This is a genomic window from Paenibacillus faecis, from assembly GCF_008084145.1.
Taxonomy (GTDB): Bacteria; Bacillota; Bacilli; order Paenibacillales; family Paenibacillaceae; genus Fontibacillus; species Fontibacillus faecis.
In genome coordinates, this window is the sequence record NZ_VSDO01000004.1 from 299,466 (window position 1) to 315,094 (window position 15,629).

12 protein-coding genes and 1 tRNA gene are annotated in these 15,629 nt (G+C 54.7%); 8 read left to right on the forward strand and 5 right to left on the reverse strand.

What is annotated here, in order from left to right; genetic code table 11:
- The first annotated feature begins 300 nt into the window (after positions 1-300).
- Positions 301-1,062, forward strand: a complete 762-nt coding sequence (locus FRY98_RS19370; protein WP_148455034.1) for a DeoR/GlpR family DNA-binding transcription regulator — start codon at positions 301-303, stop codon at positions 1,060-1,062.
- A gap of 32 nt (positions 1,063-1,094) precedes the next feature.
- On the forward strand, positions 1,095-1,484 hold the full coding sequence (locus tag FRY98_RS19375; protein ID WP_148455037.1) for a tautomerase family protein: 390 nt from the start codon (positions 1,095-1,097) through the stop codon (positions 1,482-1,484).
- A gap of 55 nt (positions 1,485-1,539) precedes the next feature.
- Here FRY98_RS19375 and FRY98_RS19380 read toward each other — a convergent pair whose 3' ends face one another.
- Positions 1,540-2,445, reverse strand: coding sequence for an AraC family transcriptional regulator (locus FRY98_RS19380; RefSeq protein WP_170287136.1), 906 nt, complete (start codon positions 2,443-2,445; stop codon positions 1,540-1,542).
- 423 nt (positions 2,446-2,868) lie between these two features.
- Here FRY98_RS19380 and FRY98_RS29020 point away from each other — a divergent pair, with 423 nt between their 5' ends.
- Positions 2,869-4,254 carry an SEC-C metal-binding domain-containing protein gene (locus FRY98_RS29020; protein ID WP_148455042.1) on the forward strand — a complete coding sequence of 462 codons (1,386 nt, stop codon included), beginning with the start codon at positions 2,869-2,871 and terminating at the stop codon, positions 4,252-4,254.
- A gap of 322 nt (positions 4,255-4,576) precedes the next feature.
- Complete coding sequence (locus FRY98_RS19390) at positions 4,577-5,809, forward strand: hypothetical protein (protein WP_148455044.1); 1,233 nt, start codon at positions 4,577-4,579, stop codon at positions 5,807-5,809.
- A gap of 48 nt (positions 5,810-5,857) precedes the next feature.
- Here FRY98_RS19390 and FRY98_RS19395 read toward each other — a convergent pair whose 3' ends face one another.
- From FRY98_RS19395 to FRY98_RS19410, 4 genes are read right to left on the reverse strand one after another with little or no spacing between them, the layout of a single operon-like run.
- Positions 5,858-6,694, reverse strand: coding sequence for a WYL domain-containing protein (locus FRY98_RS19395; protein WP_148455046.1), 837 nt, complete (start codon positions 6,692-6,694; stop codon positions 5,858-5,860).
- On the reverse strand, positions 6,681-7,991 hold the full coding sequence (locus FRY98_RS19400) for a helix-turn-helix transcriptional regulator (protein ID WP_148455048.1): 1,311 nt from the start codon (positions 7,989-7,991) through the stop codon (positions 6,681-6,683). The genes FRY98_RS19395 and FRY98_RS19400 overlap by 14 nt, the downstream gene beginning before the upstream one ends.
- A 47-nt stretch (positions 7,992-8,038) precedes the next feature.
- On the reverse strand, positions 8,039-9,862 hold the full coding sequence (locus FRY98_RS19405; protein WP_148455050.1) for a vWA domain-containing protein: 1,824 nt from the start codon (positions 9,860-9,862) through the stop codon (positions 8,039-8,041).
- A 6-nt stretch (positions 9,863-9,868) separates the two neighbouring features.
- The gene (locus tag FRY98_RS19410) at positions 9,869-10,930 is read right to left on the reverse strand and encodes an AAA family ATPase (protein ID WP_148455052.1); all 1,062 of its coding nucleotides are present in this window, start codon (positions 10,928-10,930) and stop codon (positions 9,869-9,871) included.
- Between the two features lie 600 nt (positions 10,931-11,530).
- Between FRY98_RS19410 and FRY98_RS19415 the strand changes: the two genes are divergently transcribed.
- From FRY98_RS19415 to FRY98_RS19430, 4 genes are all read left to right on the forward strand, one after another.
- Positions 11,531-11,614, forward strand: a tRNA-Lys gene (locus tag FRY98_RS19415).
- Positions 11,615-12,003: 389 nt separating this feature from the next.
- Positions 12,004-13,509: a TROVE domain-containing protein gene (locus tag FRY98_RS19420; protein ID WP_148455054.1), complete on the forward strand. Its 1,506-nt coding sequence runs from the start codon at positions 12,004-12,006 to the stop codon at positions 13,507-13,509.
- Positions 13,510-13,515: 6 nt separating this feature from the next.
- A complete protein-coding gene (locus FRY98_RS19425) occupies positions 13,516-14,313 on the forward strand; it encodes a nucleotidyltransferase domain-containing protein (RefSeq protein ID WP_148455056.1) in 798 nt (265 codons plus the stop codon).
- Between the two features lie 46 nt (positions 14,314-14,359).
- Entirely contained in the window at positions 14,360-15,628 is a 1,269-nt protein-coding gene (locus tag FRY98_RS19430) for a class I SAM-dependent methyltransferase (protein ID WP_148455058.1), read from the forward strand.
- Position 15,629: the final 1 nt, after the last annotated feature.

The following is a 15,629-nucleotide window of genomic DNA, read 5'->3' on the forward strand; positions in this document are numbered from 1 at the left end:
TCTATTATTTGTAAAAAGACGCCCTCTTCGGACCAGCCTGTGAAGGCGCTTTCCGGAAATGCCGGGTCTTTCGTTTCAGCGGGTCCATAAGCAAAGGTGCAATCGCAAGACTTAAAACTTGATTGTGTTGTTTTACTCACCTTTTGGGTATCTTTTGAGTAAATATTATTATTATAATGATTATATGTCAACAGAAATTTATTAAGTGATTGTAAACTTAGGTAATTGTTGATTACATTTTGGTTATATGTTATCTTTTTTATGAGATTAATAGTAATAGAATAGGAACGGAGCATAACCATGAGAGAGAGACGTTTGCAGGAATTGGAGGACTACATTCATTCGCTGGGAACGATATCGCTGGATGAGCTGTGCGAGCATTTTCGGGTCTCGAAGAACACCATTCGCCGGGACATTCAAGTTCTGCTGGAAAAAGGAACCGTTCAAAAAGTATACGGTGGCGTGACCTCGCTTTCTCAAGGGCTAATCCCTTTTGAAAATCGGGACACGACCAATAAATCGGTGAAACGGGCGATCGCCCAGCGGGCGGCCGAGTTCGTGGAGGGAAACGAGCTGATCTTCATCGACTCCGGTACGACGACCCGGAATCTGGTCGAATATTTGCCCCGCACGGCCAAGCTAACCATTCTGACCACCAGTTTGGATGTCATTAACGCCGCGTCCCATTTGGACAATATATCCCTCTTGGTTTTGGGAAACATGTATAAACGGGACACGAAATCATTCGTCGGGAGCGACGGGCTGCTTTTATTGGACAAATACAATATTAACAAGGCTTTTATGGCCGCAACGGGCGTCTCGATCACCAGCGGTCTCACCAATTCCGACGTGTTGGAATACGAGATCAAGAAGCGGGTGGCCGAGAAGGCGAATCAGCTGATCCTGCTGGCGGACGCGTCCAAATTCGGCCGTTCCACCCTGCTGACCTACTCGCCGCTGGATAAGGTGGATGCGGTCATTACCTCGCCGGGAATCCCGATGGAGTATGCAACCTATTGCGAAGAACACGGCATTGCCGTCCATATCGCCGAAGAAGAGTAGAGCACAGAAATATTGAAGGAGGGCGGATTATTATGCCGTTATTGCGTTTTGATGTGATTAAAGGAAGAGATGAAGCTGGTTTGCGCAAACTGCTGGACACGGCACATGAAGCGATGGTGGAGGCGTTTGGCGTTCCGGTCCGCGACCGCTACCAAATCGTTCACCAGCATGAACCTTACGAGCTGGTGATTGAGGATACGGGCCTCGGTTTTACCCGCAGCCGGGATGTGGTGCTCATCAGCATTGTCAGCAAGACCCGGACCGTGGAGCAGAAACAGAAGCTGTACGCGCTGTTGGCGCAGAGGCTTGAGGCGGAATGCGGCCTTTCTCCGCAGGACCTCATGATTTCGATCACCGAGAACGGAGAAGCCGATTGGAGCTTCGGGCTGGGAGAAGCCCAGTTTTTGACCGGCAAATTGTAGATTGGACTCACGAAAAAAAAGTCCCCTCGACCCATAAGGTTGAGGGGGCTTTTTGCTACACTTGGACTTTGACCACCGGCGTACATAAAAAAGTCAGTTGCAATTCGGGAGGAACGCCGTGGTTTTGATACCATTCGTAATTGGGCCTGGAAGGGTCCGCCCGCCAGCCGCTGTCCGGCAGCCATTCCTGCATCCAGCGGTCCCAGGTCGGGCCGATTTCCTCCGAGGAACCGAAGTGAACGGTTACGGCATACAACCCTTCGGGGATCGTGTATTCGTCCAATCCATACCGATTGTCGAAGTCGGGGCTTACGGCCATGGCGGCGTAAGACATTTTGTCCTCCACCGGTATCGCGTCGGCATGATCCGGGAACACGGACATCATTTCCTTAGCCTGTGCGTATAGACCATGCTGTCCAAGAATTTGGTGGAATTGCTCCCACACCCGGGGCAAACCCCAGTAGTCCCCGACATTTCGCAGGCCGACGATGCGTTTTGGGGCAAAAGCGGTGATTTTCGTCTGCATGATATTCACTCCTTCGGGATTGAGGTAGAACCAATAGGCAGGTCGATGCTCACTGTAGTGCAGGCCCGCGGAGGAATGGAGAACGCCATTCCAAAACGGCAGCCTTCTCGCTTCGCTGGGCGTCAAGCCATAGATCCGCTTGAACGCCTTGGTGAACGCCTCCGGCGTCTCGTAGCCCGAGTCCAGCGCGATGGTCGTTACATCGGCCGAGGAGTGCCGCAGGAAGTGCATCGCCCTTTCCATCCGCAGCCGCTTCAGGCACGCGTGCACATTCTCCCCGGTAAGCTCGCGGAACTTCCGGTGAAAATGATAGGGCGAGGCATGGACCTCCTGCGATATTTGGCGGAAATTCAGCGGTTCATCCAGCGCACCCATGATTCGGAGGATGGCTTCCTCCACTCTTCGGTGCCAGTCGATCTTCGTATTGGTTCTCATAACACCTCTCATGATAATCCTAAAGGGAGAGTTTGACCTGTCCGCGGTTGCGGATTTGTGTAGCAGCTCGTTTTTTCAAATTAACGGGAAAACCTCCCGTTAATTTGGTGCCTATGTGGCTGCAGAGGTGAATTACCTGGAAAATCTCCCGCTAATTTGTCCGAAATGGCCCATTTCTTAGGCCGAGGCGCGAATTAGATGGAGTTTTTCCAGTTAATCGGACTCAAGGGTCAAGAGCGGCAAGTTTAACGGGAGTTTTTCCCGTTAAATTCTACATATCGGCAAAGCTCTCCTTCCTCTGATAGGTATGGCATTGAAACTTCGTTTTCCAACGCGCAAATAGTAGAATAGAATAGAATAAGTTGGAACTTGTAACACATAGTCAAGCAGGAACAAATAGTATTAACGAGAGGATGTAATATAGTGCCAGCCCCGAATGCGCAAATTTCTCCCAGACTGATTTCATTATTAACGGATCGACCTTTATCGGATATCCCCGAAAGTCCGTCTGCGTCTCATCTTCCGGGAGCCCTGACCAAGCTCATCAATAGAAACCGGAAGAAGTTTGAAGCCTACTCCGAGCCCAACAAGCAAACTCTGATTTGCGGCCACTGCGGCAGACAAGGCCAGTATGATCTTGGACAGATCTTGTTTGATCCAGAACAACAGGGGCGGGATGCCGAGGAATCTATAACGGCCGACTCAGCGGCGAACGATGGAGATATGTTCAAACATTTTCAAGCAACGGGCTACTTTCGCTGCAAGCATTGTAATGGTGCGGGGAACTGGGCTGTAAAGAACCCGCTTTTTCTTATGGTTTACCTGCTAAAGATGAATGCCGACCCCATGGAAGAGCAGGCGAATTTTAGGATAGGAAAAACGGCCCTTCACGACGGAACCTCTTTTCAATGGGTGACCGATGCGGAAGAGCATCTGCTCGATTTGCTCGCGGACCCGGACCCTGAGCAGGCCGGATTCCTGTGGAACCGCTTAGGCAACCTGTATAAACAAGGGAAAAGACCGGAGCTGGCGGCCGCGGCCTTCGAAAAATCCCTTCAAGCCGATCCGGCTCAAGCCGAATCCCACTTCAGTCTGGGACTGCTGTTGGATCAAATTCGTGAAAACGAGAAAGCGGCCTACCACTATAAGAAGCATTTGATCAGCGCCAAATATGATCGAAGAATGGATATCCTCGATTTAAGGCAGATGATGGCTGCGGCACTGCGGGCCCTGACCGGTATCCATCTGCGAACCGATGGCGGCATTGAAATCATGCCGACAAAGGAGGATGTCACTGTTTTGGACCCGTATGGAGAGACAGCAGCGGGTTTCGGTTTGGCGGAAGATAATGGCGAGTCGTTGCCTGAGCATTTGGAAATGGATTTCGATCTTATTCCGGATCAGTTGGAATCCTTTTATCCGGTAGCTGAAATGTACTTGGGGAACAGGAGGGAGGAGATACCGGAAAAGTATCGGACTTTTGACGCGATGATCGCCAAAACACGAAAAGAGGCTGAGGCCCAGCCGGAGAGCAGGTCAGCGGCACGTCAGGCCAAATCCGGTAGAACAGTCATCGTAACCGTTAAATCGGAAGAACAGGCCGCTAAAATCTCCCGAATTTGCGAAAAATACGATTTGGAGTGTATCATAGGGATCGAATTTTTCGAGGATTTAAGCGATTTACGAAAGGCGTTGACCGAAAAGCTGTCTCCGTCCAATATTTATGAACCTTGTCCCTGCAACAGCGGCAAGAAGTTCAAATTCTGCTGCGCAGCCAAGCTGAAAAAGTTTGATTTGGACGAGTTTTGAAGAAAGTAGCCAGGGACACACGGCTTTTTGATCAGATTAACGGGAATTGTTCCCGTTAATCTGATGCCTATGCGGCCGCAGAGGCAAATTACCTGGAAAACCTCCCGTTAATTCGCCGGAAACCATGTGTATCGGTGTTTGGGCCGTAAATTAGATGGAGTTTTTCCAGTTAAATCGGAATCAAGGGCCAGGAGTGGAAAATTAACGGGAGGTTTTCCCGTTATTTAACTGGAAACTGGTTAAGTATGAAAATGAAAATGAAAATAGTGCAGATTTCAGTTGTAACTTAAGGCGTTTATGTTAAGAAAACAGGAGGGCTACCATGCCGGAACATCCGCAATTCAAGGAATTTAAGGAGCAGCTCAAGGCGTTGATTCGCCGCCATTCGGACCGGGGCTTCTTGCCTTACGGCGGCAGTAATCGGGTCGGTGCGGAAATGGTGGCGATCCTGGAACAAGCCGAAGCTATGGACGACCCCGTCCTGGCTTTTGATATCGAGATTATGTTGGTTAAGGAAGGAATCAAACTTCTTTCCCACGCCGATGATTCATCAGGGTCCCTGGGAGAAGCGATCCGTTTCAGCAGCCAAGCGCTTGCCGCCCTATGCGAGACGGCGGATGAAGCTAACCGGAAATACTTTTTCGAAACCCTTCTCAAGACTGCCAAACTTCAGGGAATGAGGGATTGGGCCGATTTTGGCTTTCGTCTGTTAAAAGCCGCGGTCGTGTTGGTTCGCGATGAAAAGCAGGCGCAAAAAGTCTACGAGGTGTGCGGAAGTTTCGGGACAACGTTTAGCGGCTCCAAATACCCGGATGAGCATTTGATCACTTATCAGATTGTGGAGCGGCTTGAGGGACCGGAGGCGTCAGACCGGTACCTGATGAAGAATCTGGAAGTGTTCGAGGTCAGGGAACTGGCCGTCAACAAGGCGTTGGAAAGAAAAGACTATGCGTTGGCCGAGCAACTATGCGTTCAGGCGATGTCCCAAAGAAAAGAGTGGGGTGACCGCAACCTCAAATGGGCCCAATTCCTGGAGTCGATCTATACGGAAACCAACGACTCAGAGAAGCTGGAGGAGGTTGTTCATTACATCCTGCTCCTTGGCAAAACATTGTATTACCCGAAGCTTAAGCTGCTTTATGAAGCGAAGGGGATTTGGGAGCAAAAACGGGAGCCGCTGCTGCAAGAGCTTTCCACACAGCTTATGTCTCAGGATTACGCCTCCCTGCTGAATCAGGCCGGAGAGTTTGAGAAGTTGCTGGACCTTCTCCGTGAGCGCAAGTATCTAATTCAGTACTACGGGAAGCGGGTAGCCAAGGATTTTCCGGAAGAGACTTATCTTCTGTATGAGGCGTTTATTTTGGATCAAGCGAAGGAGGCGACGGAGCGAAGAAGGTACAGGGAAACCTGCAAGCTTCTCCAAGAATACTTTGAGGCGGGTGCCCGGGAGGAGAGTCTGCGGTTGCTGGACCGGTTGAGTGAGATGTATCCGCGGCGCCCGGCCATGCAGGACGAACTGGACAAGCTCAAGAAGAAGCTGGAGAAGCGGAAATAGCGGAGATCCTTTCCTTCAAGCACAAGGATCTCCGCGCCGCTCTCGTTTTTACGAGGACAACTCCACCTCATCGGCATTGGGACTAACCTCGTCCCCGTACCGCTCCAACGCTTTGGTGGACGCCTCCAGCATTCTCCGCTTCAAGTAGTCGCCCTCCAGAATCCGCACCCGTTTGCCGAGAAAACGGATTTTGGACAGGAGATACTCCACCTCGTCCCCCAGAACGCAGACGCGGAGGCGATAGGTGCCTTGCTCTTCATCGTATTCGACGGTTTTCTCGAAGCAGGAAAAAGCGTACAAAATGCGCGACAACTCTTTGTGGTATTCCCGGACCACCTCCAGGACGGTTTCCGTCTTTCGCGAGTCCAGCGTCCGGGCGATTTCCTCATAGACCTGGTCGGCGGCGGCCGGGTCCAGCGGTTCGGGGGCGATGGAGATCAATTTGCTCAGCCGGGTGCTCATGAGGGCATGGCGGCGCAGATCGTACCAGAGCAGATACCACTCCCTTTTGACCATGGAATATTCCAGCTTGTAAGCAAGCCCCGAACGATCGGGCTGTACCCGGCCGCGCTTGACCTGGAACGAGATCCGGATGCCGCTCCGCTCGACGATATGTCGGCGAAGGATGCGCAGCAGCGGATGATAGACCTGTTTCTCCGCGCTTTTCGCCTTTTCGGTCAGATAATCGGAGGTGCTCAGCTCCTCTATGCTTTGCAGCAGCCCCTGCAGCTTTTGCCGGGTTTCCGGGGTAAAGGCCTCTTCGGCCGCCGGATGCTTCAGCATTTTTTTCAGCCAGGCCCGTTCGTGCGCGGTGACCATAAACGTGCCGGAATCGTCCAGACGGGAGATGACCTGGTAGTTAAAAATTTTCTCAAACGGATTCATAATAGGCCTGAATCTCCTTCCACTCGGCAATCATTTCGCGGCGAAAATAAAGCGGTTCGAGCACCTCGCAGCTGGAGCCGAAACTCCGAAGCCACGGCTTGATTTCGGTTGTGCCGTTAACCTTGATCTCGTAGATGAAGCTCTCCTCTTCCTCGGCGACGATTTGCCCCCATTGACCTTGCAGCAGGACGCGCTCCCTGACAAAGTTGGGTTCGAAATGACCGGGATTGAAAAAGCGGGCCCGCACCGTAACCGGCCGTCCGGTATCGAGCAGCCAGCTGTACCTCATCCTCTCCTCCAGTGCGGCCGCTTTCTCCGCAAATACCTGCTCGGCCACCGGGTCCTCCTCCTCGAGCTGGGTCATCCCTTCCATCCGGTATTTGCGGATGCCCTCTCTGCCGGAGGCGAGCAAATACCAGCGCCCGTATTGGTGATCGTAAACGACCTTCAGGGGGAGGGTCTTCTCCAATTTCCCTTCCGATTCCCGTTCGAACAAGGGATTCGTATTTTGCGCGGCGTAACTTTTGTCGGCTTTGGGCGAAAAATACAAAAACCGCACCCGCCGCCGGTGCCGGATCGCGTCCAGAAGCGTGAACAAATGCGCCTCATCCAGAATCCGCGAATAATAGTGGTATTTATACAAAAAATGGTCCAGCGCCAGTGGCTCGGCCTGGTTTCGCAGCAGGTGCTTCTTTAGGCCGTCGCGGAGAAGATATCCCTGAACGGAGGGGATCTGCGTATTGGCCATCACATCCACGAAGTCGTACAGGTCGTAAAGCTCCTCTTCCGTCAATTCCCGCACCAGGTCGTTGTCCAACCGGTAGCGGTAGGGGCGGGAGGCGGACTCCTTGCGGATGACACCGACCTCTTCCAAATATTTCAGATCCGACCGAATCGTCTTCTCGTCGGGGAGCGGGATGTCGGCGGGGAGGCTGCCGCAGCAGTAGTCCATCAGCTCCATCGCCGTCAGCGCCTGGTCGTTCAGCGCGGCCAGAAGGAGCGAGTAGCGCACCGATTCCGATCCCTTCAGCGATTTCGCGCGGAACAGAAAGAGCAGCATCGGGTCGGCCGACTCGTAGTAATTAAAGCGGATCGCCTCCGCGAATTCCTTGCTCTGCTCCTGCGGCAGCTGCTGATACATCGTGCCGACGATATCCTTCAGCCGGCGCAGCGTCTTGTCGAACGTATGGACGGAGATACCGAGACGTTCGGCGAATTGCTGCCTGCTGTAGGCCCCGCTGGTCAGCACGAGCATCCGCAGAAACTGGATTTCCTTATCGAAGCTTTCTTTTGCCACCTCAACCACCTGTTTCCTGATTATGTATAATCCTATTTTAACAGGCGTCAGTCCATTCGGAAAACTTTGCCCTTGGGCACGAAGGGAAGATGGTGGCCTTTCGGAATCAGGAAAGCGTGCTCGCGGCGGATGCTCACCCGGTCGCAGTAGCCGTCCGTGATGATCAACAACGGGCCGCTTTTCGGAAAATCCCCGGCATGCTCGAGCAGATCGATGGCCGGCTGCAGGATTGTTCCGCCCCTGCCTTTGACGGAGACGCGGTCCGCAATCGCTTCCGGCGCGAGGTATCCTTGATCATAGACGGCCGCGTCGCAAAACACGACCCGGACGAGCGGCACATCCCGGGCCATGCTGTAGCTGGCGATCGCCCCAAGGGCCTTGCCCAGCAGCTTGGTGTCCATGGAACCGGAGGTATCCAGAACCACCCCGAAGGTGCGGCCGTCCTCGGCTCCCGCATCCGGCACCCAGCGGGGGCGGGGAATATCGGGGGTGGACGCTTGCCGGCGGCTGATCCTGGCGTAAGTCCGGACTTTTTCCAGCGGGGAAAAGTAGTTGTCGAACCACTTCGCCAGTTCCACGTCCCACAGGATCGGGGGCTGGGACAAGGCCCGGATCTCCTCGATCAGACCCGCCGGCAGGAAGCCCCGGTTTTGGTCAAAATGATAATCGAGCCCTTGGCTAAGACAGCTCCGATAAAATTCATCCAGTGTCAGCCCGTCTTTTCGGTCCCACCAATCGGGGACCTTCGGCTCCAGAATATCGCCCGTTCCGACGCCGCGAAAAGTCGCGACTTTCCGGTACAGCCGCATGTCCGTGACGATCCGGTCGTAAACGGATTCCGCCGACAGTCCTTTAAGCTCCGGGTCATGCAGGCCTCCCACCCGCGGAAAGGCGCCCAACCCCATTTCCATAAGCCACCCGTTGATGACATAGTCGCAGGCGACATTCCACAGATAGGGGTCACGCCCTTCCGCGCGGGCATGGTGCCGTAGTCCGACGTGCAGAAATTCGTGGGCGAGCACAAAACGGCATTCCTGCTCGTCCAGCCCGGCTGCAGGGTTGACGTAGATTTCCTTGGCCTCGGCATCGACGGCGGCCACCGAAATCGACAGGCGGGTGCAGAGCAGAGGATCCTCAATGATCCGGAAGTCCGCCGCCATCGCGCCCATCAGCGGGTAACTGCTGACAAACCAGTTACGGGCTTTCATTGCGGGCGTTAAAATATCGCGGTTTGCGCCGAGGTAAGCTTCATATCCCGCCGATACGTTGACCGCGCTCGTCACGGCCATGGCGAGCCCTTTGCCCAGCAAATCCTGCCAGTTGACGTTCTTGTTACCCCAGTAAGAGCGGTCGGAAGCCCTTGAGCTTAGGAGCATATCCTGGTGTCCGGGCCCAGCCGTGCCCAAGTTATGAAAGGAAGGGGGAAGCCCCTGGTCGATGAAGCTGCGATAGAGATCTTCTTCGGCCCCCTTTCCGGAAGGGATCTCTACCGACCCGTTCATCCCCTCAGGGGGCTTGCCCAGCCGCATATCGTATAGAAACTTGGCGATAAAAGCGTCGCAGGCCGTGTTCCACATGTCCTGCCGTTCCATTACCTTGAAATGCCCGAAACCTAGATGCAGAAGAGCATGGGCCAGAATGTAAATCCATTCTTCGGGCAGGGCCCTGCGTTTCGGATGAACATGGATATACCCGCTGCTTGTCGTGACCGCCCAGCCGTTATCCGGACAGAGATTGCCCTCCATGCGCACAAAATGAGCGTGCGACGCGAGCGGGGCAAACATCGGGTGACGGGAGATAAGCCGCAGCCCCTCCTCATAAGCCCGTGTGGCCGGGTCCATTTCTCCGGATTTTTGTTTTTGTTTTCCCATAATCGATCAGGCTTCCTTCTTCTGCACAAGTCTGGGCAAGTCCCGAACGATCTCCACCAGGAACCAATCCGGCAGACTCTCGCCGGCTTCGTCCCTGGCCACGGCCAGTTGGGCGATTTCGAGACTGATCGCGCTTAAATTTTTGAGCAGGGCCTTGGCGCGGTGGGCCAGCTTCTTATGATGTTCGGCGAGCGCGTCCTTGGATTCCGGCAGCTCCTTGATCAGGTGAGCCCGGAAAGACTGGGCCATAAAGTAAAGCACATCCCGGTCCTCCGGCTGGTGGGGCCAGTTCGCTCCGCCTTCGATAATCTCATGCAGCTTGTATTTATAATGGCTTTGCTTATAAAAAGCCTTCAGCTGCCCGGCGTGATGCGGCGATAGACAGCCCGTAGCAAGCACTTCCAGGGTATCCGGCCGCAGCCGATCCCCGTATTCCTTCAGCGCATCGCTTAACATATGCCACGATCTTGGCGTGGAGAACGGTTCCTCGTGCTTCGGCGGCTGAACCCACAGATGATCCGGGCGCGTCTCGATATATTGAATGACCAGGGGGTGGAGCTCGTTCTCGTAAGCCCACTCCAGCCATTCGCGGTGGGAAACCTTAAGCTGCACATGAAACATGCGGTTCATGAGCGCGGACGACATCGGCTTCACAATCGCGCTGTCCTGCGCCCGGTTTCCGGCTCCAATGACGACCGAGCCTTCCGGCAGACGGTATTCGCCGACGCGTTTTTCCAGAATCAAGCTGTAAAAAGCTTTCTGTACCTCGTGCGTGCAGGCGTTCAACTCATCCAGAAACAGGCAGTACGGCTCGTTTCGGGCGATCATGCTCGGCGGGCAAAACCGGCTCACCCCGCCGACGATTTGCGGCACCCCGATGAGGTCTTCCGGTGCCAGCTGGCTGCCGAGCAGCGAGACGCAAGGCAAGCCGACCAGATCGGCAAACCGCTGAACCAGCGAGGATTTTCCCACGCCCGGCGGCCCCCAGATAAACACCGGGCGGACGACGGCTACGTTTAATAGCAGCTCCATTAATTGCTTGGATGTTACAGAGGATGAAATATTCATGCTTTATAATGATTTCCTTCCCTAAAAATTAACGTTATGAACATGATACCATAGGGTCCTTGAGGCGCAGGCCCGAAAAGATGGCTATACCCGTTTTGTCCCAAAAGGGGCCGGTTGCCGCGGACGGGACGGGGAGGAACCTTGGTCAGCGGTCGGCACCTCATTGGAGTTGTAATTAACCCGAGAGGGCTAACGCCTGTAACAGCCTTCCTCTGAAACCGGGCAGGGGGATAAGTGAATAAGAGCCTTTTGCGGCGCGATTTTGTCGAATTTGGCTCTTTGGCGTGAAATAGCGGTCTTTTGGGGCCTTATTTTAGAGAAAGTCGGGCAAAAACCGGATTTTGGGCTCGCACCAGAGAAATAAGGCCCTTTCTGGCCGCTATTTTTCCCGAAAACGCAAATCGGGCCGAAATAGCGGCCCAAAATGCCGCTATTGTGGCGGGCGGCCGGGCGGACCGGGGAATTGGCGGCTCGGATCGATCGGCTCGTCACCATCCCCCTCAAAAACCGGCTAAATTTTCCCCTCGTAATACTTTTGCCATGTTCGCGCGCGTAAAAATGAGCGAAGATAGGTTCACAAGGTCATCGCCGCAAGGGGACGGCCGAGTGAGATCTTCGAGGCGCCTGGACGGGATCCTTCGCCTTTTAAGCGACTGGCCGTTGGTTCGAATCCAACTTCCGCCTAACGGCGGAATAGCTCAGAGGTAGAGCAGTTTATGTGACCTGTCCGCCTTTTTCCTCGAAGATGAGTTGCATCAAATGCAGGAACGCGCGCGAGGCGCCTGAGAGGGTTACTTCGACTAATTAGGGATTAGTAATGATCGTGCCGGAGGGCACAGCAGCCTTCTCAACAAGCTTTCTTCCTCGCGCACCCGTTCCCAGCACATCTAAATAATACCGGTGAGGCGCCGGGGCGGGTTACTTCGCCATCCAAGCGCACTTATGGAATTACCGGGCTTTACGGCAGGTTCGACTCCTGCACCGAACCCGCCCCTCTTTTTCCTCACCGGTGTTATCTAAATATTCCGTTGGGCGTCATTGCACTCACACACGGATATAGGAGGTTATTTAAAATGAGTTTCGCCCAAAAATTGTTCGGTCCGTTCAGACCGACCACTCGCAACAAAGATCATTATCCCGCTTATACGCGGTCTGCGGAGGAACAGTACCTGCAGACTTTGCTGACCAATACGATGAGCAATACGTTTTATGCCGATCAAAAAGAACTCCTGAGCGATGCCGAGCAGCTCCACCATGAAATGGCGGCGGCCAACCCGACGTTTATGGCAAAAGCGCTCGTGTTCGCCCGCAACACCGGCCTGATGCGCCTGCAGCCGATCTTCGGCTTGGCGGTGCTCTCGGCCTACCGGCCGGATTTGTTCGCCAAGGTGTTCCCGCAGGTCGTGCGGATTCCTTCCGACCTGTTCGACTTCCTGACCATTCTGAAGGGTCAGGGTCGGGGCGAGGGCGGCCGTGCGGTCAAGCGCCAGGTGAACCACTTCCTGGCCGGCGTCAGCGAATACTGGGCCGTCAAATACAACGGCCGCGGCCGCGGCTACAGCCTGGGTGACGTGATCGCCACGGCCCATCCGAAGCCGGCGGACTTGAAGCAGCAGGCGCTGTTCCGGTACCTGCGCGGCTGGGAGGCCGACCTCGAGCTGCTGCCGCAGGTGGCGGCGCTGGAGCGGCTGAAGCGCGCCGCGAGCGAAAGCGAGCAAATCGAGTGGATCGGCCGCGGCAAGCTTCCGTACGAGACGGTCACCGGCGCGATTCAGCCGACCAAGGCCGTGTGGGAGGCGTTGCTGTACCAGATGCCGACCTTTGCGCTGCTCCGCCACCTGAACGCCCTGCAGCGGGCGGGCGTCCTCGACGACAAGCGGAACCTGGACTACGTCATCGCGCGGTTCAACGATGAGGAGGCGCTGCGCAAGGCGCGCATCCTGCCGTTCCGGTTCGCGACGGCGTTCCGTCAGGTCGAGCATCCCGATCTGCGCGACGCGATGCGGGACGCGGTGGACCTGACTTTCGGCAACCTGCCGGATTTGGGTGAGGACACGGCGATTTTCCTGGACATCTCCGGCTCGATGGAGGGACAATACCTGGAGACCGGTTCGGTATTTGCCCTGGCCCTGTATAAGAAGACGCAGGGGAACTCGCTGTTCTGGCTGTTCAACCACGAGGTCCGCGACGCGAGACCTTCGAAGCGCGACAGCATTCTCGGCCAGGCGCAGCATATCCGCGCCGGCGGCGGGACCGATACCGGTGCCCCCGTGCGCAAGCTGCTCCTGGAGCGCAAGCGGGTGGACCAGATCATTATCATTACGGATGAGCATCAAAACACCGGCAGCCCGTTCTACCGGGAGCTGGCCCAGTACCGTGCCGCCATCAACCCGGAAGTCAAGGCGTTCATCGTGGACATCGCTCCTTACCGGTACGCGATGGTGCCGGAAATGGACCGCAACACCTTTTACATCTACGGTTGGAGCGACACGGTCCTGTCCTACATTGCCCAGACGCTGCAAGGCTACGCGTCCATGACGAAGCAAGTGGATGCCATGGACCTCGACAAGAAGGAGTGATCCCCTATGACCCAGGAATCGTCCGAATTCCGCCCCGTCATCCTGAACGAGCTTCGGCGCATTGAAGAGCAGGAAGGGGTTCGTATTCTGTACGCCTGCGAGTCGGGAAGCCGCGCTTGGGGCTTCCCTTCGCGGGACAGCGACTACGATGTCCGGTTTCTTTATATCCGGCCTCTGGACTGGTATCTATCCATTTTTGAGGGACGGGATGTGATCGAGCGGCCGATCAGCGATCAACTGGACATCAACGGTTGGGACTTGAAGAAGGCCTTGCAGCTATTCCGCAAATCGAACCCGCCCTTATTGGAATGGCTGTATTCTCCGATACAATATTTGGAGAAGTATTCCGTGGCGGAGCAGATCCGCCGCATATCCCCGCTGACGTTTTCGCCAAAATCATGCATATACCATTATCTCAACATGGCGAAGGGGAATTTCCGGGGATACCTGCAAGGGGAACGGGTGAAGATCAAGAAGTATTTCTACGTACTGCGGCCGGTGCTCGCCTGCGGCTGGATCGAGAAGCACAATACGATGCCTCCGGTGGAGTTCGATAAACTGGTGGAGGACTTGATCCCGCCGGAAAGCGCACTGATGGATGCGGTTCAACGCCTGCTTGCTCGCAAAAAAGCCGGGGAAGAGCTTGATCTGGAGCCTAAGTTGACCGCCATCCACGAATATTTGGAGGAGCGCTTGGATTACTTCGAGGAGGCGGCCGCCCAATTCAGGACAGAACCGTTGCAGCTCGAAGACGAGCGGTTGGACGCCCTCTTTCGCTCCGCCTTGCGCGAGGTATGGGCGTAGAGGCGGGCAACCGCGTACATATTTTCACATTGGAAGAAGGTTCATTATGGCTATCGTACAGGTTACATCCACGAATCCGAAGTTTTCATTTTTGATCAAGAAAAATCCGCAATCCGGTATGCAGCTGCGCTCGGTTCGCAAAGGGACGGCGTACGGCTGGTATAGCGGTGAACAGACCTTTAACGTGTATTTTAAAGACGCGGACAACGATATTTCGTATAAGCAGCATGAGGGGGAGACTTTCGAGTACCTGAACGTGTCGAGATACAATACGCCGCTGTTTCCGTTGAACGCGATCGGCGAGTTCTTTTCCGCTCCGTTAAAAGCGCGGCATGAGCAGGATACGGAGGGGTATGAGCATACCTTTTTCATCAATATGATTCATATCGAACGGTTGCCGTATATCGATTTTTTCAAGAAGCACTTGCAGGATTTCTCATTCGAAATCACCCACCGGGCGCACAAAAGCTATGCCCTGACCGTTAGGACGCACAAAAGCCTGTACCAGCTCCTTCACGCGGTGAGCGTATTGTGCTTGTTCCTGTCGATGTTCGGCAATGAGCACGTGGATATTTCGGACAGCATTCTGGACAAATACATCAAGAGCCTCCATGTGATCGACGCGCCGTTTTACATTCGGAGCTTGTTCGTACGGAATTTTCTGGCTTCCCGGGACCGGTTCAAAAAATACAAGGCGGAGCTCGAGAAGACGGACCGCTACAGCATTCGCTTTGCTTTTGGCGGCACGGCGCTGCAGCGGCGGAACTACATCGGAAGCGCGCTCGCTTTTGACAAGTCGATTCTCGACGTGGGCTGCGGGGAAGGATTCTACGCGATTCCTTTTGCCGGAAAAATCGAAGGCAGCTATTACGCGGTCGATATCAACGAGGAGCTGTTGGAGCAAGTCCAGCGGAAGGCCGCGCGAAAAGAGCTGGACAATATCATCACGTTCGCTTCGATCGATCTTTTTCTGGAGAGCTACAACGGGGAACGGGTCGATGTGATTTTGACCGAGGTCATCGAGCATATGAGCCAGGAGGAAGCGGAGCGACTGATCCGGCAAATCTGCGGGCAGGTGGATTTCGACCGGTTGATCATCACGACGCCGAATGCCGACTTTAACCGCTATTATGAGTTGGAGGGTTTCCGGCACGACGATCACAAATGGGAGCTGGGCGGAGCTTCGTTCCAGGCCTGGATCGGCGATCTGTTGAAGCGCTTCGCGAACTTGCAGTATGAATTTGTGGCCATCGGCGACGAGGTCGACGGGATCACCACGACCCAAGGGGTTATTTTGAAGAGAGAGGGGGCCTGAT